This window comes from Mesorhizobium sp. WSM3626 (genome assembly GCF_000513935.1).
Lineage (GTDB): Bacteria > Pseudomonadota > Alphaproteobacteria > Rhizobiales > Rhizobiaceae > Mesorhizobium > Mesorhizobium salmacidum.
The window spans coordinates 1-26,290 of the sequence record NZ_KI911327.1; the positions used below are offsets into that span (position 1 = coordinate 1).

Here is a 26,290-nt window from a genome sequence, read left to right on the forward strand (position 1 = left end):
TGAACGCCCCCACCAGGCGCTCGGCATGGACTGCCCGGCAGAGCGTTACGCACCCTCAACGCGGCCCTATGCCGGCCTGCCCGATCTCGATTATCCGTTTCACGACAAGGCCGTCACCGTCACCACCTGCGGCCGCATCTGCTATAACAGAAAGAAGATCAATCTCAGCCTCGTCTTCGCCGGCCAGACCGTCGGCATCAAACAGGTCGAGGATCACATCTGGCTGGCCAGCTTCATGGACTACGATTTGGGATATTTCGACGATGAGACATGCAGGCTCGAACCACTCCAAAACCCGTTCGGGCCAAAAGTGTTACCCATGTCTCCGGTATAAACCGTAACCTATGTGTCCAGAACGGACCTGGAAATATTGGCTCCCCGGGCCGGATTCGAACCAGCGACCAACCGGTTAACAGCCGGTTGCTCTACCACTGAGCTACCGGGGAACGGAGGCTCTTTGAGCAAGTGGCGCAGCCTATAGCAAACCCGTTTCGGCTTTGCAAAGCAGCATTTCGCATTTTGCCGAGACTTTTTCGCGCGGTGGTTTCTCGCAATCGGCTTTGCCCGCCCACATATTAGCCGTCTTGGCGACGAGCGCGGAACCGAAAGGGCGGTCGCGGCTTTCGTAAGATGGCATTATCGAGCCCCCAGACAGGCAGTTTTTCGCAATGACGGCAGCGGACGAAAACCGGATACCCGCACGAAAGATCTCGGTTTTCGGGCGCGAATTCACCATGCCGCAGTCGCGCGGTCTCAGAATCACCATCGGCGTGCTTTTGACGATTGGCGGCCTTCTCGGGTTCCTGCCGATCCTTGGCTTCTGGATGGTGCCGCTCGGACTGCTGGTACTCTCCTACGAAATCGCCATGGTCCGTCGCCACCGGCGCCGCTTGGTCGTCTGGTGGGAGCGGCGACGCCGGCCGGACTGAGCGGCCCTTGCCGGCGCATCTCGCACGGCGGTGGCCTTCGAAAGAGAATCAATCCTGGCGCCGTCTCTCCGTGCCGCCGACGGATTCCTCCGAATCGGGTTGTGTGCCTGCCTTCAAATCCTCGCTGATCTCCTTCAGGACCGCGGAAGCCGAGGCCAGACGCGCGCGATCACGCGGCGACAGCCTGCCGGTGCCTTCAATTCTCAGGCAGTCGATGGCATAGCGCACCAATTCCTCGCATCCCAGCAGCGACACGCTTTCCGTTTCGTGCGTCTCGTCCCTTGGCTTTGCCGTGGGCATGGCGCAGTCCTCCCTGTCTCTCAACGCAAGCCGGTGCGCGGCGTTTCGTTCGATCATCCGCCATGCTTAACGGATTGCTAATAGGGCGGTTGTGACGGCGATCCGACGGGGGGCGGAGCCGGCGCAGAGGAAAGCGTTCTGAATACGTCGTGGCCGCTTGACGGCATTTTCGCCGCAACCTATTGGAACCGGGTGGAACGCCGGGAGCAAAGAGGCCTCGTGGCGGAGTGGTTACGCAGAGGACTGCAAATCCTTGCACCCCGGTTCGATTCCGGGCGAGGCCTCCAATCTCAAGGCCAGGCTCCCGCGCGTCAGCGCCGGAGCCTGAGCGTCCTGTCCAATGGACCGCGATTGTGTCGCGGAAAGCGAGGCTTGGAACATGAGCGCTGATTTTTCCGAACTTCGCATAAAGATGGTCGATGGTCAGGTTCGCACCACCGACGTGACCAGCGCGCCGTTGCTCGACGCGATGCTTTCCGTGCCGCGCGAGGTTTTCGTTGGCGATCGCCAGCGGGATCTGGCCTATATCGACGAGGACATCCGCATCACCGGCAGCGCCGATGGCCCGCGCTACCTGATGGAAGCTTCGCCGCTGGCCAAGCTGATGCAACTGGCCGAGATCAGCGTGGCCGATTCGGCGCTCGATGTCGGCTGCGGCACCGGCTACGCCTCGGCGATCCTGTCGCGGCTGGCGAGATTCGTCGTGGCGCTCGAAAGCGATTCGGCCTTGGCGCAAACCGCCGCGTCGACCCTGTCCGGCCTGGGCTGCGGCAATGTGACCGTGGTTCAGGGCGCACTGGCGCAAGGCCATGCGGCAAAGGCACCTTACGATGTCATCTTCATCGGCGGCAGTGTCGGCAAAGTGCCGGCGTCGCTGCTCGACCAGCTCGCCGAGGGCGGACGCCTGGTCGCGGTCGAAGGACAGGGCAATTCCGGCGTGGCGCGGCTTTTTGTCAATGCGGGAGGGGTTGTAACCGGGAGAAGGGCATTTAATGCGGCAATTAAGCCACTACCCGGCTTCGAACGTGGGCATGCTTTCGAATTCTGAATGATTTGGCCTTGCAGCAAAGGCTTTGTCATGGTCGCTTGCATTTGAACGATCGTTGCTGATCCCAGACTGGGGGCACTTTGGGCCGAGCGACAGGGAACATGAAACACGCCACGCCGGCTGCTCCAGAAGGAGAAGCCGGCGCGGCGCGGTTCCCATGGAAAACGAATGAGGGATATACCGTGCCGTCAGTACGCAAATCACTTTTCACCGCCGTCCTTGTTTCGGCGACCGCGCTATCCCCACTGGCTGCATCGGCTGAAACCATCACCGGTGCCCTTGCAAAAGCCTATCAGTACAATTCCACACTGAATGCGTCGCGTGCCGGCGTGCGTGTGACCGACGAGAGCGTGGCCATTGCCAAATCGGGCTGGCGTCCGACAGTTACCGGATCGGCCAACATCGACTACACGAACACGCGCCGGGCAAATGACGGCGGCAATTCGAAGCTGACAAGCGGCAGCTACGGCATCCAGATCAACCAGTCGCTGTTCGACGGTTTCCAGACGAGAAACAACGTGGCGGCGGCTGAATCCCAGGTCAAGGCGTCGGTCGAAAGCCTGCGCAACACCGAGGAGAACACGCTGTTCAGCGCGGCCACCGCGTATATGGACGTGATTCGCGACCGGCAGATCGCGGTGTTGACCGAGCAGAACCTGCAGTTCCTGACAGAGCAGGCGCGCGCCGCGCGCTCGCGCTTCGACGTCGGCGAAGGTACGCGCACCGATGTCGCGCAGGCCGATGCCCAGCGCGCCTCGGCGGTGGCCTCGCTCAGTGCTGCGCGTGCGCAGGCATTGGCCAGTGCCGCGACCTATCACCAGGTTGTCGGCGACGAGCCGGGCAAGCTCAAGCCAGCCGCGCCATTGGGACGGTTGCTGCCGTCGAGCCTCGACGCCGCGATCGCGATCGGCTCGGCCGAACATCCGGCCATCCTTGCCACCCAGCATCTGGTCGACGCTGCGGCGTTCTCGGTGAAATCGTCCGAGGGCGCGCTGTTGCCGCAGCTGTCGGCCTCGGCCGGTATTTCGGAAAACTACCGCAAAGCCATCCCCGACGTGACGGGTTCCAACGGCAATTCGACCTCGGCCAATATCGGCGCAACGCTGACCATCCCGATCTATTCAGGGGGCCGGACCTCGGCGATCGTGCGGCAGAACAAGGAGTCGCTCGGGCAAGCGCGCATCCAGGTCGACGTCAGCCGTGACCAGGTGCGCCAGGCCGTCGCCACGGCATGGTCGCAATACACCGCCGCGCAGCAAAGCGTATCCGCCAACAGGCAGGTGATCGAAGCCGCACAACTGGCACTGAACGGCGTCATCGAAGAACGCAATGTCGGCCAGCGCACGACGCTCGACGTGCTCAATGCCCAGGCTACCCTCATCACCGCCAAGATCAACCAGGCCAATTCCGAACACGACGTGGTCGTGGCGAGCTATGCCATCCTCTCCGCGATCGGCCACCTGTCGGTCGACCGGCTTGCGCTGCAGGTGACGAAGTACAGGCCCGAAGAGCACTACAACGCCGTCAAGGACAAGTGGATCGGCCTGCGCACGCCGGACGGCCGCTAGGCCTTTCGTTCGCACGGCGTTTCCGGGCTGAGCGGTTCGATCGGAAACGCCTGACTGTCGTTGTCCTTCGGTGGGTTGCTGCGGGGACCGTCACATGGCTTTGGCGGAATCGCTCTAATCTGTTGAAATCCCACATGTCCCCAGATTGGGGATTCTCGTACGGCGATCCGTCGGTTACGCTGTCGTCATGATTCGAATCCGGCTGTTGCCGGAGCGGAAACCTGTAACGGGTCACAAGGGCGGCGGATGTGACGATGGCAACGGCAAGCAGCGCACAGCGCGAACCCTCCATGGAAGAGATACTGGCTTCCATCAGGAGGATCATCGAAGACAGCGACAACGGTCGTAAGCAGCCCGGCGAGGCCGATGAGTTGCAGCAGGATTTGGAGCCCGCGCCGAGTGCTGTTGCGGCCGCCGACATAGACGCGTTCCGCGCCGAACTGCGTGCCGTTCCCGAGGTCAGGAAACCGGTCGCTATGGCGGAAGCCCAGGCGCCAGCCGTACAACCGGCGATCACACGCACGGAAGCGCCGCCACGTGCCGATCCGGCTGTTGGCAGGACGCCGACGACCCTGGCCGAGGTCGGCGCCCGGGTTGCCGCCGAGCCGGTGCCCAGCCGCGACGCGCCAGCGGCTCCCGCGGAGCTTGCGGCGAGTGAAGCCATTATCGCCGATTGGCGTCGCGAGATCGCGGCGGTTGGCGAGCAAGCCAAGGCGATGCCGGACCGGAGCATCCGCAAGTCAGCGGCACGGCCGGAGGTGGCGGCGAGCGAAACGGCGGTGGACCCCGCGACCGAGCGGTCTTCGTCGAGCGATGCTCCGGGCGCGGCCCAGGCGCGCGCGGCGGCAAACGAAGCGCATGCGGTGCGTCCCGCGATTCTTTCCGAACATACCGGCCGGCAGGTTGCTGCCGCCTTCGGCGAACTGTCCGACGCCTTTGCCAGCCGCGGCAAGAAGACATTCGACGAGATGGCCGAAGAAATGCTGCGGCCGATGCTGCAGGATTGGCTGGACAACAATCTGCCGACGCTGGTCGAAAGGCTGGTGCGCGAAGAGATCGAGCGCGTGGCACGCGGGGCACAGTAGCGTCCAGACTTGCATTCCAGAAGAAACGCCGCCGTCGAGGCGGCGTTTCTCGTTGTAGCGAGGTCAACCGCTGGTCGCCGAACTGGCGAAGGCGATCAAATTGCCGTCGGGGTCGCCGACAATGAAGGTGCGGGAGCCCCAGGGCTCGGTTCGCAACGATGCCTTACGGCCGTCCGTTGAAATGAACAGGGCCGCGCCTATCTGCTTGTGATGATCCCGGGCGGCCCTCGCGGTTGACTTGACCAAGACCTTCCGATTTACACCGAACCAGCAAAATCCCGACAGCGCGGACCGTTCCCCATGCTTGAAAAGACCTACGACGCCAAGACCGTCGAGCCGAAGATCGCCAGGGTGTGGGAGGAAGCCGATGCGTTTCGGGCCGGCGCTGGGGCGGAGGAGGGGGCCGAGGCCTTCACCATCGTCATTCCGCCGCCCAATGTCACTGGCTCGCTGCATATGGGCCATGCGCTCAACAACACGCTGCAGGACATCCTGGTGCGCTTCGAGCGCATGCGTGGCAAGAACGTCCTGTGGCAGCCCGGCATGGACCATGCCGGCATCGCCACGCAGATGATGGTCGAGCGCCGGCTGATGGAAAAGCAGATCCATCGCCGCGATCTCACCCGCGAAGAATTCATCGAGAAGGTGTGGGAATGGAAGGCCGAATCGGGTGGGTTGATCTTCAACCAGCTGAAACGTCTCGGTGCCTCCGCCGACTGGTCGCGCGAACGCTTCACCATGGACGAGGGCCTGTCCAAGGCCGTGCTCGAAGTGTTCGTCACGCTCTATAAGGAAGGGCTGATCTACAAGGACAAGCGCCTTGTGAACTGGGACCCGAAACTGTTGACCGCAATCTCCGATCTCGAGGTCGAGCAGCAGGAGGTCAACGGCAATCTCTGGCATTTCCGCTATCCGATCGAAGGCGCGGCCTTCGATCCGGAAAACCCGAAAACCTTCATCATCGTGGCGACGACTCGTCCCGAGACGATGCTGGGCGACACGGCTGTCGCGGTGAATCCCGACGACGAGCGGTTCCAGCATCTCATCGGCAAGAACGTCGTCCTGCCGATCGTCGGGCGCAAGATCCCTGTCGTGGCCGACGAGTATTCCGATCCGGAAAAGGGGTCCGGAGCGGTCAAGATCACGCCGGCGCATGATTTCAACGACTTCGAGGTCGGCAAGCGCCACAAGTTGCCGGCGATCAACATCCTCACCGTCGAAGCCGCCATCAAGCTCAGGGATAATGAGGACTTCCTCGCCGGCCTCGAGGTGACGCCGGAGCGTCAGGCGGTATGGGACGAACTCGACGGCCTCGACCGTTTCGTCGCGCGCAAGAAGATCGTCGAACTGATGGAGGCCGGCGGCTTCCTCGACAAGGTCGAGCCGCATCGCCACGCGGTGCCGCATGGCGACCGCGGCGGCGTGCCGATCGAACCGTTCCTCACCGAACAGTGGTATGCCGATGCGGCCGAGCTCGCCAAGCCGGCGATTGCCTCGGTGCGCGAAGGTCGTACCAACTTCGTCCCGAAAAATTGGGAAAAAACCTATTTCGACTGGATGGAGAACATCCAGCCCTGGTGCATTTCACGCCAGTTGTGGTGGGGACATCAGATTCCGGCCTGGTATGGGCCGGACGGGCGCGTCTTCGTCGAGAAGACCGAGGAAGAGGCGCTGAGTGCGGCGATCGAATATTATTTGGCTCTGGAAGGGCCATGGAAGGCCTGGGTCGAGGACAAGCTCGAGAACTTCAAGCCGGGCGAGATACTGATCCGCGACGAGGATGTGCTCGACACCTGGTTTTCGTCGGCGTTGTGGCCGTTCTCGACGCTTGGCTGGCCGGACCAGACACCGGAACTGAAAACCTATTACCAGACCGACGTGCTGGTCACCGGCTTCGACATCATCTTCTTCTGGGTTGCCCGCATGATGATGATGGGCCTGCACTTCATGGACGAGGAACCGTTCCACACCGTCTATGTCCATGCGCTGGTGCGCGACAAGAACGGCGCCAAGATGTCGAAGTCGAAAGGCAACGTCATCGACCCGCTCGATCTCATCAACGAATATGGCGCCGACGCATTGCGCTTCACCCTGACCGTGATGGCGGCGCAGGGGCGCGACGTGAAGCTCGACCCGGCGCGTATCGCCGGCTATCGCAATTTCGGCACCAAGCTGTGGAACGCGACGCGCTTTGCCGAGATGAACGAAGTTGCGCGCAATGACGATTTCTGGCTGAACGACGCCAAGCTGGCGGTCAACCGCTGGATCCTGACCGAGTTGACGCGCGCCGCGCGCGAGATCACCGACGGCATCACCTCGTACCGCTTCAACGAGGCGGCTGGAGCGGCCTACCGCTTCGTCTGGAACCTGTTCTGCGACTGGTATCTGGAACTGCTGAAGCCGGTGTTCATGGGCACGGACGAGGCGGCCAAGGCTGAAAGCCGCGCCTGCGTCGCCTTCGTGCTCGACGAGATCTACAAGCTGCTTCATCCGATGATGCCGTTCATGACCGAAGAGTTGTGGGCGCAGACGGCGGGCGAAGGCAGGGAACGGGCCTCGCTGCTGTGCCATGCCGCATGGCCGTCACCGGATTTCGAGGACGCGGAAGCAGCCGCCGACATCAACTGGCTGGTCGATCTCGTCTCCGGCATCCGCTCGGTGCGCTCTGAGATGAACGTGCCGCCGGCGGCCATTGCGCCGCTCGTGGTGGTCGGCGCCAACGACGTGACGCGCGAACGACTGGTTCGCGAGGAGTCCGCGATCAAGCGGCTGGCGCGCGTCGGCGACATCTCGCTCGCCGATGCGGCACCCAAGGGGTCGGCGCAGATCGTGCTCAACGAGGCGACGATCTGCCTGCCGCTTGGCAGCCTGATCGACCTCACGGCGGAGGCCGTGCGGCTGCAAAAGGAACTGGTCAAGGTGACCGAGGAAATCGCGCGCCTGCACAAGAAGCTGTCGAATGAGAAATTCGTCGCCAGCGCGCCGGCCGAGATCGTCGAAGGCGAACGGGAAAAGCTCGCAGAATATCGCGACGCGCAGGACAAGCTTTCGGTGGCGCTGACCAGGGTTCGTGACGCCGGCTGAAGGGCAGATTCGGGAGATTTTAGCGCCCTCTAAAATGGGCGGTCTCGTGCCTCGAAAAACCGGCATTCCGTTGCGTTAATGTTGACGTAAACGGAAGTTTTTGCCCCATTGTTGCCATAATGTAACAATGGGGCCGCAGACCGCCTAAATCGGCCTTTTTTGAGCCTTTTCGGTCGCTTTTTCCTTTTTTTGGAGCGGTGAACCTCACCAAAGACCGTTTTTTGGGGTCGCGGCGTCCGCCTGCATTATGCCCGAAATACGTTGGGCGAACATGTACATGTACGCCCAACGTATTCGTTATTGCACCGTTAACGTGAATTGGTTCTAGCTTGATCCACTAGTTATTCGGGGAGGACATCCATGAACAATTCGCGTCTGAAAGCACTGCTGGGGGCGGGGTGCTTTTCGCTGGCTTTGATGGGCTCGGTTATTCATCCGGCGCATGCCGGCGGTCTGGAGCGCGGCGGCTACGATATTGACCTGCTGTTCGATCCGGCGCCATTCACTACGGAAGCTGAAGCGACCTATGTGATGCCAGATCGCAAGTATGAGAATGCGCGTGGTCCGGGCGGAGCAAATCTCGGCTTGGGCACCTCAGCCGATGGTGCCGAGGGTTATTGGGTTCCGCGCATTGGGGCCAAGGTCCAAGTTGTGCAAGGCGTCGATTGCATGGTCGACTATTCGCAACCCTGGGGCGCGCACACAGCGCCAGGTATATGGAACGGAGCGCTCTCCAATATCGAAACCGATATCAAGAGCGACAACTACGCAGGTACCTGCTCCTACAAGATGGATGCCGGCAAGGGCCAACTCCGCTTTATCGGCGGTTTGTTCTACCAGGATATCTCGGGCTTTAAGGAAAGCCTGGTGAATGTTTTTCCGGCACTGACGGGTCGTGTCGACCTGAAAACCAGCGGCTGGGGCTGGCGCGCGGGAATTGCTTACGAAATCCCCGACATCGCGTTGCGCGCAAGCTTGGTCTACAACTCGAAAGTCAAGCTCGACAATATCGAGGGAACACTGGATCTCACCAGTATCGGCAGGGGTATTACCCCCATCTACGGCTCAACGCAGTACATGCCTGATACCCTGGAGTTGAAACTTCAGTCAGGCATCGCGCCCGGCTGGCTCGCCTTTGGCTCGGTCAAGTGGGTCAACTGGAGCCTGCTGCAAAGCGTTCCGATCTGCCCGGTGGGTTTCCCCGCTTCGTCATGCTTCACCGGTTCGCCGGCCGCGGTGACTTCGCTCGATCTGATGTATCGTGACGGCTGGACCGTCACAGGCGGTCTGGGCCACAAGTTCAACGATCAGTGGAGTGCCGCCGGCCAGCTTTCGTGGGATCGTGGCACCTCGCATGGCTATGGCGCGCAGACTGATACATGGACGCTGGGTGGTGGCGTGGCCTATACGCCGTCGCCGAGCGTCGAAATTCGTTTGGCGGGAGCGGTCGGCGTGTTGACCAGCGGTCACTCAGGAGAATTGGCCGGTGAAAACGGCTATATTGCCGGCGAGGATGCCAGCTACGACTTCGGCAACGATCTGGTCACGGCAATTTCCGGTGGCGTAAAGATAAAGTTCTAAACTATTGAATATTATTGGAAAGGGCCGGGCGTTGCCCGGCTTTTTCATTTAAGCCGACATCACTGGTATGTCCGGTACCCAAGCGCCGTTGCATATAAGCCGCACTCTCGGCCGCCTCGCGCAATTGTGACGTTTCAGCAACACTTTCTGAACAACCCCTCCGCTAAGGGGCAGGCCGAGGAAATTGCCTATTTCCCGCCATAAACCCGGCGCACCTCGATCTTGTCCCGGGACATGCGTCAAAAGGCTCGGCGATGGGACAGGCCGCACCGCCCGCGGCAAGGATGAGAATGGACGCCAAGGTCATTTCAAAGGCTAAGCTCCCTAGCCGCCATGTGACTGTCGGTCCGGCGCGTGCGCCGCACCGGTCCTATCTCTATGCCATGGGCTTGTCGGCGGCCGAGATCGCGCAGCCGCTGGTCGGCGTCGCGTCCTGCTGGAACGAAGCAGCACCCTGCAACATCTCGCTGATGCGCCAGGCGCAGGTGGTCAAGAAGGGCGTCGCAGCCGCCAACGGCACGCCGCGCGAGTTCTGCACCATCACCGTCACCGATGGCATCGCCATGGGCCACCAGGGCATGAAGTCGTCCCTGGTGTCGCGCGAGGTCATCGCCGATTCGGTCGAGCTCACGATGCGCGGCCATTGCTACGATGCGCTGGTCGGCCTCGCCGGCTGCGACAAGTCGCTGCCCGGCATGATGATGGCTATGGTGCGGCTCAACGTGCCGTCGATCTTCATCTATGGCGGTTCGATCCTGCCCGGCAGCTATCGCGGCCGCCAGATCACGGTGCAGGATGTGTTCGAGGCGGTCGGCCAGCACTCGGTCGGCACGATCGACGATGCCGAGCTGCTTGAAATCGAGCAGGCCGCCTGTCCGTCGGCCGGTTCCTGCGGCGCCCAGTTCACCGCCAACACCATGGCCACCGTCGCGGAGGCAATTGGCCTCGCGCTGCCCTATTCCTGCGGCGCACCGGCGCCCTACGAAATGCGCGACCGTTTCAATTTCGCCTCGGGCGAAAAGATCATGGAGCTGATCGCGAAAAACATCCGCCCGCGCGACATCGTCACGCTGAAGGCGCTGGAAAACGCGGCGACCGTGGTTTCGGCCACCGGCGGCTCGACCAATGCGGCACTGCATCTGCCGGCGATCGCGCATGAGGCGGGGATCAAGTTCGACCTGTTCGACGTGGCGAAAATCTTCGAGAAGACGCCCTACATCGCCGACCTCAAGCCAGGCGGCAAATATGTCGCCAAGGACATGTTCGAGGCAGGCGGCATCCCGCTGCTGATGAAGACGCTGCTCGACCACGGCTATTTGCATGGCGATTGCCTGACGGTCACTGGCCGTACTTTGGCCGAAAATATGGAGCACGTTGCCTGGAATGAACACCAGGATGTGGTCCGCCCGGCCAACAGACCTATTACCCAAACCGGCGGTGTCGTGGGGTTGAAGGGAAACCTTGCCCCCGAAGGCGCGATCGTGAAGGTCGCGGGCATGGCGGAGTTGAAATTCTCCGGCCCGGCGCACTGCTTCGATTCGGAAGAGGAATGTTTTGAGGCAGTGACGAACCGCGCCTATCAGGAAGGCGAGGTTCTGGTCATCCGCTATGAAGGACCACGCGGCGGCCCGGGCATGCGTGAGATGCTGTCGACGACTGCGGCACTCTACGGCCAAGGCATGGGCGGCAAGGTGGCGCTGATCACCGATGGCCGCTTCTCAGGCGCGACACGCGGCTTCTGCATCGGCCATGTCGGGCCGGAAGCGGCGGTGGGCGGCCCGATCGGTCTCATCAGGGATGGCGACGTGATCACGATCGACGCGGTGAACGGCACGATCGAGGTGGCGCTGTCCGAGAGTGAGCTGGCGGCGCGAGCGAAGACATGGAAGGCGCGCACGACCGACTATCAGTCTGGCGCGATATGGAAATACGCACAGACGGTAGGGTCCGCCAGGGATGGCGCGGTCACCCATCCGGGCGGTGCGAAAGAAACACACTGCTATGCGGATATCTGAGTTGTTGAAGTCAACACCAGAGTTGTTGAGGTCATCCGTCCTTTCGGCACTGGTCGCGGTTGCGATCTTTGGCGCCGTGGGCCAGGCCATGGCCTTCGACGACAAGGTGTTCGACGACAAGACCGGCGTGAAGCCGCAGTCGAGCCCCTGGGCGGTGTTCCAGTTCGGTTTCTCCGCCTACAAGAGTGGCCACAAGGAGCAGGCCGCCGAGGCCTATAAATACGCCGCCGAAAACGGCCAGATCGGCGCCACCTGGAAGCTTGCCCGCATGTATGCCGAAGGCGACGGCGTGGCCCGCGACGATTATGAGGCGTTCAAGTTCTTCTCGGAGATCGTCGACCAGGACGTCGAGCCCGGCTCTCCGGAAGAAAGCTACGTCTCCGACGCTCTGGTGGCGCTCGGCGATTATCTGCGCACGGGCATTCCAGGCAGCCCGGTCACCGAGAACGAGGTGGCGGCGCAGGAATACTACATGCGCGCCGCCGCCAACTACCGCAATCCGAACGCTCAGTTCGAGATGGGCCAGATGTTCCTGAAGGGCGAGGGCGGCGTGAAGGCCAGCGTCAAGCAGGCCGGGCGCTGGTTCCAGCTCGCCGCCGAGAAGGGCCATGCCGGCGCACAGGCGACGCTTGGCCACCTGTTGTTCCAGAGCGGCAAGATCGTGCGCGGCCTGGCGATGATGACCGCGGCCCTCGAGCGTGCGTCGCCGGCCGATCAGCCCTGGATCCGCGGCATGCAGGAAGAGGCGTTCGCCGCAGCCGGCGAAGCCGACCGCCGCACCGCGATCTCGCTGGCGGACGATATCCTGACCAAGGGCAACAACACCGATCAGTAGGCTCTTTCTCCCGTCACCATGCGACGAGCGGAGGAGCGATCCGTGTAGTGGACGAAAAGCCAACTGCTTGGCTTTTCGAGCGACAAACGCCAGCAAGGCACTGAGGGGCAGCGTCGGCCTATCAAGGCTCGTCTCGACCTGAAGGCGAGGCAATCCAGAAGAAAATCAGTTTTCGGTCGGTTCCGTCGGCACCATGCTTGGCTCGGGTGTCGAGATCGGCGTGACGTGCACCTGCGGCGCCATGGTGTTTGAGGGGCAGCTATCGCCAACCTTGGTCCAGGATGTGTTGTTCAGCACCATGTCGCAGCGAGCCAAATGACTCTGATCGGCGACCCTCAGGCAGGCGACCTGGCCGACCGGATAGGATTTTCCATTGGCAAGACATTCCTGCGCGGCGAAGGCCGGCACGATCGCGACCGTGGCGAATGCCAAGCCGATCGGACAAAGAGCAAATCGAATGGTCATGGGAACCCCGGCCGCCATGATGATCTCCCATCATGCGTCGGAATGTGGCGAGATGAGGTCCTCCGGTATCGGCGTGCCCGGCACTAGCCCGCAGCGGCAGGCCCCAGGTCAGGCCGGCAGCAAGGCGAGGTCGATGGCAACCGGGACGTGATCGGACGGTTTTTCCCAGGCGCGCACATGCTTTTCGATCGAGGCCGATGAGAACCTGTTCGCGGCTTCCGGCGACAACAGCAGATGGTCGATGCGGATGCCGTTGTTCTTCTGCCAGGCGCCGGCCTGATAGTCCCAGAAGGTGTAGGTGTCCGAGGCATCGGTGACCGCGCGCACCGCCTCGGTGAAGCCGAGGTTCAAAAGCCGCCGGAAGGCTTGCCGCGTCTGCGGCTGGAACAGCGCGTCGCCCAGCCAGTTCTCGGGAAATCGCGCGTCGACCGGCTCGGGGATGACGTTGTAGTCCCCGGCCAGCACCAGCGACTCTTCCAGCCTCAGGCGCTCCTGCGCCCAGCGCTCCAGCCGCGCCATCCAGGACAGTTTATAGGGAAACTTCTTCTCGTCATCGATCGGGTTGCCGTTCGGCAGATAGAGCGAGGCGACGCGAAGCGCCCCCTTGTCGGTCGAGAACACGCCTTCGATGAAACGCGCCTGTTCGTCGGCATCGTCGCCCGGCAGGCCTTTGATAACCTCGTCGAAGCGCAGCTTCGACAGCAGCGCGACACCGTTGAAGCCCTTCTGGCCGTGGATTTCGACATTGTAGCCAAGCGCCTCGATCTCGGCGCGCGGGAACTGTTCGTCGACCGTCTTGATCTCCTGCAGGCAGACGATGTCGGGCGCGCTTTCGGTCAGCCAATGGGTCAGGTTGCCGATGCGGGCGCGCACGCCATTGATGTTCCAGGTGACGATTTTCATGACGGTCTCATTGTTCCTGCGGCGGAAGGCGTTCGACGAGTCCGATCGTATTGCCTGCCGGGTCCTTTATAAAGGCCATCCATTCGCTTTCCCCCGCCGGACCGAACTGCCCCTCGGTGTCGCGATGGACCAGCGTCGGCGGCGCGGTGAAGGGAATGCCGGCTGCCCTTGCCTCGGCGTGGAAGGCTTCGAGGCCAACACTATCGAGATAGATGGTGCCGGCCGGGATGCCATCGGTGAACAACAGCCTGACATCGCCGGCCATGATGAAGGCGATGCCGGGCGGATCGTAGCGGGCATGAACGCTCATGCCGAGGACATCGCGCCAAAAGGCCAACGTCGCGTCGAGGTCGCGACCGGCGGAGAGCGCAACCTGACGAACCGCGCCGGTTGCGGGCATCTCGGTCCTAGATGGAGAAGCTGGTGCCGCAGCCGCAGGAGGCGACCGCATTCGGGTTCCTGATCTGGAACGACTGGCCCATCAAATCGTCGACGAAGTCGATGACCGAACCGCCCATGTAGACCAGGGACAGATCGTCGATCAGCACCGTGGCACCGTCCTTTTCGATGGCGACGTCGTCGTCGTTGCGTGTGTCGACGAGGTCGAACTTGTAGGAAAAGCCGGAGCAGCCGCCGCCTTCGACGGAAACGCGCAGCGCTGTCTTGCCGGCTTCGGCCGAAACAATCCTGCCAATCCGCTTGGCGGCAGCCTCGGTTATCTCGACTTTCATGGCGGTCTTGGCATCCGCGCCCATAGGCGTCACCTTGCTTTCGGTTTCACATGATAGGTATGAAGCGCGACGGGGCAAGTCAACTGCGGCAGCATCAGCCATGACAAATGAGCTTGGCGACATCGGATTCGGCTATCGGCCGCGCGCGGCCTATGCCACGGATCCGGCCCGCTCGCGCGGCCGGCTGTTCGACGAGGTGGAAAGCCCGACCCGCACACCGTTCCAGCGCGACCGCGACCGGATCATCCATTCGACGGCGTTTCGGCGGCTCAAACACAAGACGCAGGTCTTCATCGCCCATGAAGGCGACCACTACCGGACAAGGCTGACCCATTCGATCGAAGTGGCGCAGATCGCGCGTGCGCTGGCGCGGGCGCTACGCGGCGACGAGGATCTCGCCGAAGCGGTGGCGCTGGTGCATGATTTCGGCCACACGCCCTTTGGCCACACAGGCGAGGACGCGCTGAACGAAAAGATGGCGGCTTGGGGCGGCTTCGACCACAACGCACAATCGCTGCGCATCGTGACCAGGCTGGAGGCTCGCTACGCCGAATTCGATGGGCTCAATCTGAGCTGGGAAACGCTGGAAGGTCTGGTCAAGCACAATGGTCCGCTCACCGACAGCAGCGGCCAAGGCCTGAAAGGGCCGGTACCGCAGGCGATCCGCGATTACTCGCAATTGCAGGATCTCGAACTTGACCGGTTCGCCGGCATCGAGGCGCAGTGCGCGGCGATTGCCGACGACATCGCCTACAACACGCATGATATCGACGATGGGCTGCGGTCAGGGCTGTTGACGCTGGACATGCTGAAGGGCGTTTCGCTGCCCGGAACGATCCTGACGAGTGTGCGTGAGCGCTATCCCAGGCTTGATGACGTGCGCACCGGTCACGAATTGATGCGGCGGCAGATCACGGCCATGGTCGAGGATGTGATCAAGTCGACGACCGCCAATCTGGAGCGGATCAGGCCGCCGAGTGCCGACGCGGTGAGGGCGGCGGGCGAGACGATGGTGACCTTTTCGGCCGAGATGGCGGAAGCCGAGAAGGAACTGAAGGCCTTCCTTTACAAGCACCTCTACCGGCACGAGGAGGTCATGCGGGTGCGCGCGGACGCCGAGCAGATCGTCAGGGACCTGTTCGATGTCTATTTTGCCGATCCGCGCGCCATGCCGGACGGCTGGCGCGAAGGGCTGGACCACGCGCAGGATCGCATCAAGGCGCGCAGCGTCGCCGATTTCCTGGCCGGCATGACCGACACCTACGCGCTCAAGGAACACAGGCGTTTGTTTGACCGCACCCCGGATTTGAGCTAGGGCGGGCTCGATTTGCCGGCCAAAGGGCCGGATTCGTCACAAAGCCGCCAGAGCATACACCATGAACATCTTCGCCGATTTCACCGCGCGAGTCGTAAAAGCTGTCGAAGCGCTTGACCTGAAAGACAAGGACGGCGTTTCGCCTGATCTGTCGCGTATCGCCGTCGAGCCGCCGCGCGACGCCACACACGGCGATCTCGCGACCAATGCGGCAATGGTGCTGGCCAAGCCGACCGGACAAAACCCGCGCGCGCTGGCCGAGAAGCTGGCGGAAGCGCTACGGGCCGACAGGGACGTCGCCGCCGCCGAGGTCGCCGGTCCGGGTTTCGTCAATCTGCGGCTCAAGGACGGTTTCTGGCAGGCGCATCTGTCGGCGCTTCTGGGCGAGGGGCGCAATTATGGCCGTTCGACGATCGGCGCCGGCCACAAAACCAACGTCGAATATGTCTCGGCCAACCCGACCGGGCCGATGCATGTCGGCCATTGCCGGGGTGCCGTCGTCGGTGATGCGCTCGCCAACCTGATGGCGTTCGCCGGCTACGACGTGACCAAGGAATATGTCATCAACGACGCCGGTGGGCAGATCGACGTGCTCGGCCGCTCGGTCATACTGCGCTACCGCGAGGCGCTCGGTGACGACATCGGCGAGATACCACCAGGGCTTTATCCGGGCGACTATCTCGTCCCTCTTGGCCAGGCGCTAGCCAAGGAATTTGGCCGGGGCCTGCTGCAGATGCCGGACGAGGAGGCGCTGGCCATCGTCAAGGATCGCGCCATCGATGCTATGATGGCGATGATCCGCGAGGACCTTGCGCTGCTCAACGTCCACCACGACGTGTTTTTCTCCGAACGCACGCTGCATGCGGACAATGCCCGGAAGATCCGCTCTGCGATCAACGACCTGACGCTGAAGGGCCATATCTACAAGGGCAAGCTGCCGCCGCCCAAGGGCGAGAAGCCGGACGACTGGGAAGATCGCGAACAGACGCTGTTCCGCTCGACCGCCGTCGGCGACGACATGGACCGGGCGCTGGTCAAGTCCGATGGCTCGTTCACCTATTTCGCCGCCGATGTGGCGTATCTGAAGGACAAGGTCGATCGCGGCTTCGTCGACCTGATCTATGTTCTCGGTGCCGACCATGGCGGCTACGTCAAGCGCCTGGAAGCCTTGGCGCGCGCGATTGCCGGCGACGACGTCAAGCTCACCGTCCTCTTGTGCAATCTGGTCAAGCTGTTTCGCGATGGCGAGCCGGTGCGTATGTCGAAGCGGTCCGGCGACTTCGTGACGCTGCGCGAGGTGGTGGAGGAAGTCGGACGCGATCCGATCCGCTTCATGATGCTCTATCGCAAGAACGATGCGCCGCTCGATTTCGACTTCGCCAAGGTGACCGAGCAGTCCAAGGACAATCCGGTGTTCTACGTGCAGTATGCCTCGGCGCGCTGCCATTCGGTGTTCCGGCAAGCGAGCGAACAGTTGGGGGAGGCGAATTTCGATCGCAACGGCCTGGCGGCCGCGGCAACGTCGCTGACCGACGAAGGTGAAATCGGCCTGATCCGAAAACTCGCTGAATATCCGCGTCTGATCGAGTCCGCCGCTCTTGCGCTCGAGCCGCATCGGCTGGCATTTTATCTCTATGATCTGGCTTCCAGTTTCCATGGACATTGGAACCGTGGCACGGATAATCCGGACTTACGTTTTGTTAAGGTTAACGACCGACAATTGACGCATGCCAGACTAGGGCTGGTGCAGGCTGTTTCGGATGTTCTCACGTCCGGCCTGACGTTGATCGGAGCCGCCGCGCCCACCGAAATGCGTTAGGTTTGACTAAAAAACCTGTCACCTTTTGCCCACATTGCGCTGGTAAGGGCCAACCCTGCGCGACGTCCAAGGCGTCCGAATGAGTGCGAGTTCGGGAACAATAATGGCAGACAGAACCCAGCTGAGAGTAGCCGACAACAACGATATCGGCGAGGATGATCCGTTCGCGGAACTGACCAGGATCATGGGATTCGACCCGCGCCAGCCGGTCAAGCCGGCCGAGCCGAAAGCCGCTGTCACCGATGGGGCCGCGGGAGAGGGCGATTTCGACATCGATCTCGAGAAGGAACTGATGGGCGAGTTCGACGCTGTCGATAGCGTTGCTGCTCCAGTTGTCGAAGCTCGTGAGCCGGCATTCGAGCCGATGACCGTCGATGTGGCGGACGACGATCTTGCGCTGTCGCTCGATGACGATTTCCACCTGGACATGGCTGAAGTCGATGACCAGACGGTCGCCGCAAGCCATGCGAACCCTGGCGCCTCGGAAGCCGTGCTGTCCGTCGAGCCTGCCTTTGACGCCGATTTCGACAGTGCCGTCGCCAGTTCTCTCGAAGACGTTTCGCCCTTCGATGACGATCTGCCAATGGACGACGAGCTTGCCGCCTCCCTCGACCAGGATTTCCATATCGAGGACGAGGCAGCCGAGACCCGGTATGCCGTTGAATCGCCGGTTGCCGAAGTGCCGGTGGCCGTCGAGCCGGCCTCCAATCATGAATTCGACGATGCGGTCGCGATCTCGCTCGAAGACAAGCTGGTGCTCGACGACCATCCGGCGGATCAGCGCCAAGAGGCTGCTGTCGAATATCCAGAACCTGTACTGGCCACCGCGAGTGAGACCCAGGCGATCTCCGAAGAGGATTTCGTGGGTCACTTCGACGACGCCCTGGCAGATGTCGACGTGGATCTTGACGTTCAGGCGGATGAGCCAGAGGCTTTTGACGACACGCAAGCGCACCAGTTGCTTGCCGATGCCGTCGACACGACCGACGAGGTTCCAGGTGTTGAAGCCATTTCGGACCATTCTTTCGACCTGAATTTGGACGAGGCGGTTGCCCAGCCTGGCGAAGAGCCCGTCGCTGAAATCGCCGCGGCTCCGGCGCAGTCGGCGCCCGTGGCAACCATTGCGCCGCCAGTGCAAGCCCCCATCGCGGACGAACGAAGCCTCGAAGACGAGTTGAACGCGCTTCTTGGCGCCATGACCGCGCGCACGCCGCCAGCGGCCAAGGAGCCGGTCATGGCTCAGCCTGTCGTGAACCAGCCGGCCGCGATACCCGTTCAGCCGCCTCTCGGCGTGACAGCAAAGGACGCGGAGGAACCCGCCGATCTTGTTGGTGATCTCGACTGGGATCTCGATGAGGCAGTATCCGAGGATGTGCATCACGCCGGATCCGCCCAGGCCGCCGGCGCCAACCTCGACGACCTGTTGCTCGATGAACTTCAGGACCAGGATTTCGGTTCGGATGGCGCTGAACAGGGCGATGTCGATCTCGACAATGATGCCTTGGACGCCGCCCTGGCCAAAAGCATCGATTCGCATGACGAAACAGCGTCCCGGCGGGATCAAGCCGATTCGCTCGATTGGCTGGCGGATCGCTCCGCACAGTCGGAGCCGGCCCGTTCCTGGAGCCGCGTGACACCGGTCCCCCAACAGCCGGCATTTGCCGCGCAGCCTGTCGCCTCGACGGCGGCCAGGACGGCAGCGCCGGAAGTGGCCACGGTGCCTTCCTACCGTTCGGCCGAGCCGGTTGCAGCTGCTCCCTATATGGCTCCGGTGTCGGCACCGCAGGCGCCGCAGTCCTCGAGCTATGAAAAGATGCCCGATGTCGAGACGGTCGATGTGCCGGAGCGTGTCGTGGCGCTGGCTGACGATCTCGACATTCCAGAGTTGCATTTCGAGGAAGATCAGCCGGCAGCGTCGGGTTATGACGATCTCGACGCCGAATTCGCCAGCCTTCTGACTGAGATGAATTCCGTGGAGGTCGCGCCTGCCGACGCCAGCGCCGCTGCTTATGCCGACGAATCCTACAATGCCGGGTACAATCCGGGATATGACAAGGTCAATCTGGGATATGGCGCAGCCAATCCGGGATATGACGGGGTCAATCCGGGATATGACAGCGTCAATCCGGGATACGACACGGTCAATCCCAGATATGGCGCGGCCAATCCGGGATATGGCGCGGCCAATCCGAGATCCGAAGAGCCCAGGCAAGCTTATCAACCGGAAGCGCGGACCTATGCGGCACGGCCGGCGAAAATGGCTGGCCGCGCGTCGGCGGTTTCGGCCTATGCCGATGCCGCCGAAGGCTTCGACCTCGACAATCTGCCCGGCAGCCAGCCGGTCTCGCAGGCGGACGATTTTACCGTCGATGAACTCGACTACGATCCCGAACTGGACGAAGCGATGTCGGTTCCAGGCCTCGGCCAGCGGGAAGCCGCCAGGTCGTCGGGCCGGCGCGGCCTGTTCATTGCCGCGATTGTCGGTGCCGTCGCGGTCGCTGGGGGTCTTGGCGCCTTCGCGCTCTCTTTGGGCGGCAAGGGCGGCAGCGAAGCTCCGGTGATCGTCAAGGCCGACAATTCGCCGATCAAGATCAAGCCGGAAAACCCGGGCGGCACCGTGGTGCCAAACCAGGACAACAAGGTCTATGACGCGGTGGTCAAGGGTGCGAAGCCCGCCGAGCCGGTCCAGCAGAAGCTTGTCACCAACGTCGAGGAACCGGTGAACGTGCAGGCGAAGGACGCGGCCCGCGCCGTCGATCTTTCTCCCGATCAGAACGCTGCCGCCGGCACGGATGGCGGCGGCGACGTTTCGACCGCTGGCGCGGCCCCGGCCGACAACGCGGCGCCCGCGCCGAAGTCGGAGGATCGCATCGCCCAGGTCCTGCAGGACGCCGACAAGGGCACCAACAATAATGTCGTTGCCGTTGCGCCGCGCAAGGTCAGGACCATGGTGGTCAAATCCGACGGCTCACTGGTGGCGCGCGAGGACCCGGCACCGGCGGCACCTCAGGTGGCCGCGGCGGAGCCGACCGATCCGGCGCCACAGCATGTGGCGCCTGCCGGTCAGGCTGAGGCCGACCAGACTGGCACCGACCAGACTGGCACTGACCAGACTGGCACTAACCAGACTGGTACCGATCAGACCGGCACCGTGGCGCCCGCCGCCGCGCAGGCCGACGATGCGCCGGCTCTGAAGCCCGCCGCCAAGCCTGCCAAGGCTGAAGCCAAGGCGCAGTCGGCCAACACGCCAGCCAAGGTTGCGATTGCGCCGCAGCGTCCGTCCGACCAGCCGGTCGACGTGGTCGGTGAGGTCAAGCCCGATCAGGTCGCTTCCATCGATCCGGCCTCGACCGCGACCGGCAGCGGTTCGTGGTCGATACAGATCGCTTCGCAGCCGACGGTGGACAGCGCCCAGTCGACCTACCAGGATCTGCAGCGCCGCTATGGCAGCGTGCTTTCCGGCCGCACGGCCAACATCGTTAAGGCCGAGATTGCCGGCAAGGGCACGTTCTACCGCGTCCGCGTTCCGGCCCAGTCGCGCAACGATGCCATCAATTTGTGCACCAGCTACAAGGCTGCGGGCGGCAACTGCTTCGTCTCGCGCTAGACCTCGATCCATCCCTTCAAAGCCGGCGCGGCCCAAGGCCACGCCGGCTTTTTCATATGGCGATATTCATATGCCTGACTTTTTCATGTGGAAGCATGTCTTGCAGTCCGCCGCATGCGGTCAGGCATGATTCCCTTTGATCGCGCGAAGCCCTAGACTCCTGAAATGACCGAATCAAAATCCATGATCCTCGGCTGTGCCGGGAAATCGCTCACCCGCGAAGAAATCAATTTCTATCGCAACGAATGCCCGTGGGCCTTCATCCTGTTTGCGCGCAACATCGGCGAGGCCGAGCAGATCCGCGATCTGGTCGCCGAGATGCGCGACTGTATCGGACGCCCCGACGCGCTGGTGTTCATCGACCAGGAAGGCGGCAGGGTACAACGCCTGCGGCCGCCGCTGGCGCCGAATTACCCGGCCGGCGGCGCCCTTGGGGCGCTGTGGCGCGATGACCACGACGCCGGTGCCCGCGCCGCCTGGCTGATGGCGCGGCTGCATGCCTTCGACCTGCTGCGCTACGGCATATCGGCGGATTGCCTGCCGGTGCTCGACGTGCCGATCGAAGGGGCCAGCGATGTCATCGGTGCGCGCGCCTACGGCAAGGATCCGCGTCCGGTCATCGAACTCGGCCGCGCCGCAGCCGAGGGCCTGATGTCGGGTGGCGTGCTGCCTGTGATGAAGCATATTCCGGGGCACGGCCGGGCCTTTGCCGACACGCATTTCGAACTGCCTGTCGTCGACGCCTCGCTCAGCGATCTGCAGCGGCACGACTTTGCTCCGTTCCGCGAGCTCAACCATCTGCCGATGGCAATGACCGCGCATGTCGTCTACAGCGCGATCGACCCCAAGAACCCGGCGACGACTTCCGGCAAGGTCATCGACGAGATCATTCGACGCGAGATCGGCTTCGATGGACTGCTGATGAGCGACGACACATCGATGAAGGCACTTTCTGGGGATTTCCCGACAAAGGCGGCCTCGATCCTTGCGGCGGGCTGCGATCTGGTCCTTCACTGCAACGGTGTTTTTGAGGAGATGGCTGGCATCGCATCGCGCACCACGGGGCTTGAAGGCAAGTCGCTGGAGCGCGCCAAGCGGGCGATGACCTATATAAGCAAGCGCGACGCGGCCGAAGAAACCGAGATCCGTGCCGAATTCGCCACCTATTTCGACGCGGTGGCCTAGCAAGAGGACGTGACAGGCAGTGGCGGAAGCATTGGAAAGCAAGGCCGCGAAGGCTGCACCGATGGACCGCCTGTGGGCCGAGAACGATGAGTCACGGCTGACGGGCGACCCGTCGCTGGTCGTCGACGTGGCCGGCTTCGAAGGCCCGCTGGATCTTCTCTTGCATCTTGCCCGTACCCAGAAGGTCGACCTGGCGCGCATTTCCATCCTGGCGCTGGTCGAGCAATATTTGACCTTTGTCGAGACGGCGCGGGCGCTGCGGCTCGAACTTGCCGCCGACTATCTGGTGATGGCGGCATGGCTGGCGTTCCTCAAATCAAAGCTCCTGATCCCAAAGCAGCCGGGCGAAGAGGGCGAAAGCGGCGAGGAACTGGCGGCGGTGCTGCAATTCCGGCTAAAGCGGCTCGAAGCCATGCGCGACGCGTCGGCGCGGCTGGTCAACCGCAACCGGCTCGGCCGCGACGTGTTCGCGCGCGGCATGCCGGAAATGGTCATCATCGAGAAGCGCAACATTTATTCGGCTTCGCTCTACGATCTCTTGACCGCCTATGCCCAGCAGCGGCAGAAGCAGGCGATCACCAATGTGACGATCGCCAGGCGCGGCGTCTGGTCACTCAAGGATGCTCGCGACATCCTGACCCGGCTGATCGGCTCGTTGCGCGACTGGACGACGCTCAACAGCTTCCTCATCCAATATCTGACCAGCCCGCAAGAGCGGCGCACCGCGATCGCCAGTTCGTTCGCGGCCACACTGGAACTGGTGCGCGAGCGCAAGATGGATATGCGGCAGGACGAGGTGTTCGCACCGATCTATCTGCGCGACCACCGCGCACAGACAATCAAGGCAGTCGAGGTGGCATCATGAGCGAACGCGCCAACGCTTCGGTTATTCCTTTCAAGATGGACGATGAGCCGGAAGAGGGTGAGATCGACCAGGCTTCGGTACAGAATCCGGCCGAGCGGCTGCATATGGCGGAAGCCGTGCGCATGGCCGAGGCGATCGTGTTCGCCAGCGCCGAGCCCGTCAGCGAAAAGCAGCTCGCCGCACGGCTTCCCGATGGCATCAACGTCGCCCTCGCCATGACAGAGCTGCAGCAGATCTACGCCCGGCGCGGCGTCAATCTGGTGCGGGTCGGCGACGCCTGGGCGTTCCGCACCGCCGGCGACCTGGCCTTCCTGATGAGCCGCGATACGGTGCAGCAGCGAAAACTGTCGCGGGCGGCGCTCGAGGTGCTGGCGATCATTGCCTATCACCAGCCGGTGACGCGCGCCGAGATCGAGGACATCAGAGGCGTCGAGACCTCGAAGGGGACGCTGGATACGCTGCTCGAGACGGAATGGGTGCGCATGCGCGGCCGGCGCAAAACGCCCGGCCGTCCCGTTACCTATGGCACCACCGAAACCTTCCTCGACCATTTCGCGCTCGAGGAGATCCGCGATCTTCCAGGTATGGAGGAACTGAAGGGTGCCGGTCTGCTCTCAGGCCGCATGCCATCGAACTTCTCCATACCGCAGCCGCCCGCCGATCCCGACGTGCTGACCGAGGACGAGGATCCGTTGACCGACATCGATCTCGAGGAGCTCGGTCTGCTGACGCCGCGCGTCACGGAAGATTGACCACGAGCGCCTATCAAAAGCCGCTTTACGCCTTTACATGCGCCGTTTGGTAGCGGGCCGCTTCGCTGAAAATGCGTGACATCCGACACCCTTTCATAAACTCTGTCGCGGTTGTGTTTGAATCCCAACGCGAAAACGCATAGATCATCGCCAGGGAAACCATTCGAGAGAGATTTGCTATGGGTTCATTTTCGATTTGGCACTGGATGATCGTGCTGGTCATCGTGCTTCTGGTGTTCGGCCGCGGCAAGATCCCCGAGCTGATGGGCGACATGGCCAAGGGCATCAAGAGCTTCAAGAAGGGCATGGCCGACGACGACGTCGCCGACGATAAGCGCACCGTCGAACACCGTGCCGATGAGACCGTTTCGGCCGCGAAGGAAAAGGCCAGCAAGAGCTGAGCCAAAGAGTTCTAGTCGGAACAGATTGCCATGTTTGAAGTCGGCTGGACCGAAATGCTGGTGATCGCGATCGTCATGATCGTGGTCGTCGGGCCAAAGGATTTGCCCAACATGCTGCGCACCTTTGGCCGCACGGCGGCGAAGCTGCGCGCCATGGCGGGCGACTTCCAGAAGCAGTTCAACGAGGCGTTGAAGGAAGCCGAGCTCGACGACGTCAAGAAGTCGGTCGACGAGCTCAGGGGCCTGAGCCCGGTTGCCGAGATCAAGAAGCAGCTCAATCCGTTCGAGCAGGCTGCGGCCGATGTGCGCGCCGGCGTCGACGCCGTGATGAAGCCGAAACCAGCCGCCGATCCGTCGGCCCCCGCCGCTTCGACGCCACAGGCGGCCGAGCCGTTGAAGAACGGTGCAACGACCATGCCTGGCGTCAACGGGCCTGAAGCCACGACACCAGCCCCGATTTTCCCGGCGATGACCGATGAATCGGTGGTGGCGGCATCCACGGAACCTGCCATTGCGCCGAAGGCAGCTAAGAAAACCGCGAAGACGGCACCGGCTGCGAAGGCGCCGTCCAAGACCTCGACGTCCGCGAAGACCGTGACGGCAAAAGCCGCGCCCGCGCCCAAGGCATCGACCAAGGCCGCGACAGCGGCAACGCCTGCAGCCGCGGCCGTGACGAAGCCTGCCGCCGCCAAGTCGACCGCCGCCAAGGCTGGGACGAAAGCCGAACCGAAGCCTGCTCCGGCGAAGAAGCAGGCGACCAAAAAGACGGCTGGAGCCGCCAAGTGAGCGTTTCGGACAAGGAAAAGGACGAGATCGAAAAATCGTCGGCGCCGCTGATGGAGCACCTGATCGAGTTGCGCAGGCGGTTGATCTGGTCGCTCGGTGGCTTCTTCGTAGCCTTCCTGGTCTGCTTCTTCTTCGCCAAGAGGCTGTTCAACATTTTGGTCGTCCCCTTCAAATGGGCGACGAAATGGGCGGGGCTCGACCCGCACAAGGTCGAGCTGATCTACACCGCGCCGCAAGAGTTCTTCTTCACCCAGGTCAAGCTCGCCATGTTCGGCGGCATGGTCATCGCCTTCCCGTTGATCGCCACGCAAATATACAAATTCATCGCGCCCGGCCTCTACAAGAACGAGCGCAATGCCTTCCTGCCGTTCCTGATCGCATCGCCCATCCTGTTCCTGATGGGCGCCTCGCTGGTCTATTTCTTCTTCACGCCGATGGTGATGTGGTTCTTCCTCGCCATGCAGCAGGTCGGCACGGACGACCAGGTACAGATTTCCCTGCTGCCGAAAGTGTCGGAATACCTCAGCCTCATCATGACGCTGATCTTCTCCTTCGGCCTGGTGTTCCAGCTGCCGGTGGTGACCAGCCTGATGACGCGTGTCGGCATGCTGTCGTCCAAAGCGTTGGCGGAAAAGCGCAAATGGGCGATCGTCATCGCCTTCATCGTGGCCGCGGTGCTGACACCTCCAGATCCGATGAGCCAGATCGGTCTGGCCATTCCGACCATCCTTCTCTACGAGGTCTCCATCTGGGCCGCGCGATGGATCGAGCGGGATCAGGAAAAACAGCGGCTTGCGCGCGAGAAGCAGGAAGCCGGCGAGACCGTGGCGGACAAGGCGCCGGACGAGCCGCCAGCGCCAGCTGCTTCGTAGGACAACAGGGCCGGGCCAGCGTCGGAAAACAGCAATTAGCCCATCTTGCATCGATCAAGGATGCGGTTTACCCCCTCTGACTGAAACGCATCGCCATAAAGGCGGTGCGTTTCAGTTTTTGTTTTGAGCATGTCGTTGTCCCAA

At 62.5% G+C, this 26,290-nt stretch carries 23 protein-coding genes, 2 tRNA genes and 1 pseudogene; 19 read left to right on the top strand and 7 right to left on the bottom strand.

Annotated elements, in window-relative coordinates; all coding sequences use genetic code 11:
- A pseudogene (locus tag M653_RS01000000134195) lies at nucleotides 1–334 on the top strand (integrase); the annotation flags it as partial.
- A gap of 37 nt (nucleotides 335–371) precedes the next feature.
- On the opposite strand, the gene M653_RS0131125 reads toward M653_RS01000000134195, so the two are convergent.
- Nucleotides 372–446: transfer RNA gene (locus M653_RS0131125), tRNA-Asn, on the bottom strand.
- Nucleotides 447–668: 222 nt separating this feature from the next.
- Here M653_RS0131125 and M653_RS0131135 point away from each other — a divergent pair.
- A complete protein-coding gene (locus M653_RS0131135; RefSeq protein ID WP_027146779.1) occupies nucleotides 669–929 on the top strand; it encodes a hypothetical protein in 261 nt (86 codons plus the stop codon).
- 48 nt (nucleotides 930–977) lie between these two features.
- Here M653_RS0131135 and M653_RS0131140 read toward each other — a convergent pair whose 3' ends face one another.
- The gene (locus tag M653_RS0131140) at nucleotides 978–1,229 is read right to left on the bottom strand and encodes a hypothetical protein (protein WP_027146780.1); all 252 of its coding nucleotides are present in this window, start codon (nucleotides 1,227–1,229) and stop codon (nucleotides 978–980) included.
- 213 nt (nucleotides 1,230–1,442) lie between these two features.
- Between M653_RS0131140 and M653_RS0131145 the strand changes: the two genes are divergently transcribed.
- From M653_RS0131145 to M653_RS0131160, 4 genes are all read left to right on the top strand, one after another.
- Nucleotides 1,443–1,516 (top strand) — tRNA-Cys (locus M653_RS0131145).
- A 92-nt stretch (nucleotides 1,517–1,608) separates the two neighbouring features.
- Entirely contained in the window at nucleotides 1,609–2,277 is a 669-nt protein-coding gene (locus tag M653_RS0131150) for a protein-L-isoaspartate O-methyltransferase (RefSeq protein ID WP_027146781.1), read from the top strand.
- 182 nt (nucleotides 2,278–2,459) lie between these two features.
- Nucleotides 2,460–3,845 (top strand): TolC family outer membrane protein, encoded by a 1,386-nt coding sequence (locus M653_RS0131155; protein ID WP_027146782.1) that lies wholly within the window; start codon nucleotides 2,460–2,462, stop codon nucleotides 3,843–3,845.
- A gap of 254 nt (nucleotides 3,846–4,099) precedes the next feature.
- The gene (locus tag M653_RS0131160; RefSeq protein WP_027146783.1) at nucleotides 4,100–4,930 is read left to right on the top strand and encodes a PopZ family protein; all 831 of its coding nucleotides are present in this window, start codon (nucleotides 4,100–4,102) and stop codon (nucleotides 4,928–4,930) included.
- A 63-nt stretch (nucleotides 4,931–4,993) separates the two neighbouring features.
- Here M653_RS0131160 and M653_RS1000000138050 read toward each other — a convergent pair whose 3' ends face one another.
- Nucleotides 4,994–5,176: a hypothetical protein gene (locus M653_RS1000000138050; protein WP_027146784.1), complete on the bottom strand. Its 183-nt coding sequence runs from the start codon at nucleotides 5,174–5,176 to the stop codon at nucleotides 4,994–4,996.
- 54 nt (nucleotides 5,177–5,230) lie between these two features.
- Here M653_RS1000000138050 and M653_RS0131170 point away from each other — a divergent pair, with 54 nt between their 5' ends.
- The 4 genes from M653_RS0131170 to M653_RS0131185 all read left to right on the top strand — a co-directional run bounded on the left by M653_RS0131170 (nucleotide 5,231) and on the right by M653_RS0131185 (nucleotide 12,445).
- Nucleotides 5,231–8,014 (top strand): valine--tRNA ligase, encoded by a 2,784-nt coding sequence (locus M653_RS0131170; RefSeq protein WP_027146785.1) that lies wholly within the window; start codon nucleotides 5,231–5,233, stop codon nucleotides 8,012–8,014.
- Between the two features lie 360 nt (nucleotides 8,015–8,374).
- Nucleotides 8,375–9,595, top strand: a complete 1,221-nt coding sequence (locus tag M653_RS0131175) for an OmpP1/FadL family transporter (RefSeq protein WP_027146786.1) — start codon at nucleotides 8,375–8,377, stop codon at nucleotides 9,593–9,595.
- 290 nt (nucleotides 9,596–9,885) lie between these two features.
- Complete coding sequence (gene ilvD / locus M653_RS0131180; RefSeq protein ID WP_027146787.1) at nucleotides 9,886–11,610, top strand: dihydroxy-acid dehydratase; 1,725 nt, start codon at nucleotides 9,886–9,888, stop codon at nucleotides 11,608–11,610.
- The gene (locus M653_RS0131185) at nucleotides 11,597–12,445 is read left to right on the top strand and encodes a tetratricopeptide repeat protein (protein ID WP_027146788.1); all 849 of its coding nucleotides are present in this window, start codon (nucleotides 11,597–11,599) and stop codon (nucleotides 12,443–12,445) included. The genes ilvD and M653_RS0131185 overlap by 14 nt, the downstream gene beginning before the upstream one ends.
- Before the next feature lie 165 nt (nucleotides 12,446–12,610).
- On the opposite strand, the gene M653_RS0131190 is transcribed toward M653_RS0131185, so the two are convergent.
- The 4 genes from M653_RS0131190 to erpA all read right to left on the bottom strand — a co-directional run bounded on the left by M653_RS0131190 (nucleotide 12,611) and on the right by erpA (nucleotide 14,568).
- Nucleotides 12,611–12,928, bottom strand: a complete 318-nt coding sequence (locus M653_RS0131190; protein ID WP_027146789.1) for a hypothetical protein — start codon at nucleotides 12,926–12,928, stop codon at nucleotides 12,611–12,613.
- 90 nt (nucleotides 12,929–13,018) lie between these two features.
- Nucleotides 13,019–13,813, bottom strand: coding sequence for an exodeoxyribonuclease III (gene xth, locus M653_RS0131195; protein ID WP_032936612.1), 795 nt, complete (start codon nucleotides 13,811–13,813; stop codon nucleotides 13,019–13,021).
- Between the two features lie 7 nt (nucleotides 13,814–13,820).
- Nucleotides 13,821–14,213 (bottom strand): VOC family protein, encoded by a 393-nt coding sequence (locus tag M653_RS0131200; RefSeq protein WP_027146791.1) that lies wholly within the window; start codon nucleotides 14,211–14,213, stop codon nucleotides 13,821–13,823.
- A gap of 7 nt (nucleotides 14,214–14,220) precedes the next feature.
- Nucleotides 14,221–14,568, bottom strand: a complete 348-nt coding sequence (gene erpA, locus M653_RS0131205; protein ID WP_027146792.1) for an iron-sulfur cluster insertion protein ErpA — start codon at nucleotides 14,566–14,568, stop codon at nucleotides 14,221–14,223.
- 76 nt (nucleotides 14,569–14,644) lie between these two features.
- On the opposite strand from erpA, the gene M653_RS0131210 reads away from it, so the two are divergent.
- The 9 genes from M653_RS0131210 (at nucleotide 14,645) to tatC (ending at nucleotide 26,146) form a co-directional block, all read left to right on the top strand.
- On the top strand, nucleotides 14,645–15,859 hold the full coding sequence (locus M653_RS0131210; RefSeq protein WP_027146793.1) for a deoxyguanosinetriphosphate triphosphohydrolase: 1,215 nt from the start codon (nucleotides 14,645–14,647) through the stop codon (nucleotides 15,857–15,859).
- Between the two features lie 61 nt (nucleotides 15,860–15,920).
- Nucleotides 15,921–17,678 carry an arginine--tRNA ligase gene (gene argS, locus M653_RS0131215; RefSeq protein WP_027146794.1) on the top strand — a complete coding sequence of 586 codons (1,758 nt, stop codon included), beginning with the start codon at nucleotides 15,921–15,923 and terminating at the stop codon, nucleotides 17,676–17,678.
- A gap of 103 nt (nucleotides 17,679–17,781) precedes the next feature.
- The gene (locus M653_RS0131220) at nucleotides 17,782–21,285 is read left to right on the top strand and encodes an SPOR domain-containing protein (RefSeq protein ID WP_027146795.1); all 3,504 of its coding nucleotides are present in this window, start codon (nucleotides 17,782–17,784) and stop codon (nucleotides 21,283–21,285) included.
- 165 nt (nucleotides 21,286–21,450) lie between these two features.
- A complete protein-coding gene (gene nagZ, locus M653_RS0131225; protein ID WP_027146796.1) occupies nucleotides 21,451–22,470 on the top strand; it encodes a beta-N-acetylhexosaminidase in 1,020 nt (339 codons plus the stop codon).
- A 61-nt stretch (nucleotides 22,471–22,531) separates the two neighbouring features.
- Nucleotides 22,532–23,335 (top strand): ScpA family protein, encoded by an 804-nt coding sequence (locus tag M653_RS0131230; protein WP_051442898.1) that lies wholly within the window; start codon nucleotides 22,532–22,534, stop codon nucleotides 23,333–23,335.
- Nucleotides 23,332–24,087, top strand: coding sequence for an SMC-Scp complex subunit ScpB (gene scpB / locus M653_RS0131235; protein WP_027146798.1), 756 nt, complete (start codon nucleotides 23,332–23,334; stop codon nucleotides 24,085–24,087). The genes M653_RS0131230 and scpB overlap by 4 nt, the downstream gene beginning before the upstream one ends.
- 179 nt (nucleotides 24,088–24,266) lie before the next feature.
- Entirely contained in the window at nucleotides 24,267–24,488 is a 222-nt protein-coding gene (locus M653_RS0131240; RefSeq protein ID WP_015317533.1) for a twin-arginine translocase TatA/TatE family subunit, read from the top strand.
- 30 nt (nucleotides 24,489–24,518) lie between these two features.
- Nucleotides 24,519–25,274, top strand: a complete 756-nt coding sequence (gene tatB, locus M653_RS0131245; protein WP_027146799.1) for a Sec-independent protein translocase protein TatB — start codon at nucleotides 24,519–24,521, stop codon at nucleotides 25,272–25,274.
- Nucleotides 25,271–26,146, top strand: a complete 876-nt coding sequence (gene tatC, locus M653_RS0131250; RefSeq protein ID WP_027146800.1) for a twin-arginine translocase subunit TatC — start codon at nucleotides 25,271–25,273, stop codon at nucleotides 26,144–26,146. The genes tatB and tatC overlap by 4 nt, the downstream gene beginning before the upstream one ends.
- The last annotated feature ends 144 nt before the right edge of the window (nucleotides 26,147–26,290 follow it).